The sequence below is a fragment of the Paraburkholderia sp. SIMBA_053 genome (genome assembly GCF_046534895.1).
In the GTDB taxonomy this organism is placed as follows: domain Bacteria; phylum Pseudomonadota; class Gammaproteobacteria; order Burkholderiales; family Burkholderiaceae; genus Paraburkholderia; species Paraburkholderia caledonica.
In genome coordinates, this window is record NZ_JAWRXU010000800.1 from 1 (window position 1) to 267 (window position 267).

The following is a 267-nucleotide window of genomic DNA, read 5'->3' on the forward strand; positions in this document are numbered from 1 at the left end:
GCCGAGTTCGCAGCCGAGCCGCGCCCCTGACAGAGGATGCCTTCGTTGCGCGCGAAACGGACGATGTCGTATACCGTCAGGAAATACGGCTCGTACTTCAGGTCCGCGATCAGTGACAGTTCGTGCTCGATCTGCGTCTGCACCTTGTGCGGGATGCCGCGCGGGTACCGGCGATGTGCCCCAAGATAGGTTTCGCGCCGCAGGTACGCGGTTGGGGTGATGCCGGGCGGCACGAGTTCGTCGGGATACTCGTAACGAAGCTCGTCG

At 63.3% G+C, this 267-nt stretch carries 1 protein-coding gene; it reads right to left on the bottom strand.

Features of this window, described 5'->3' with window-relative positions; translation table 11 throughout:
- On the bottom strand, positions 1-267 hold a 267-nt coding region (locus tag SB753_RS37785; RefSeq protein ID WP_410805251.1), incomplete at both ends, for a hypothetical protein.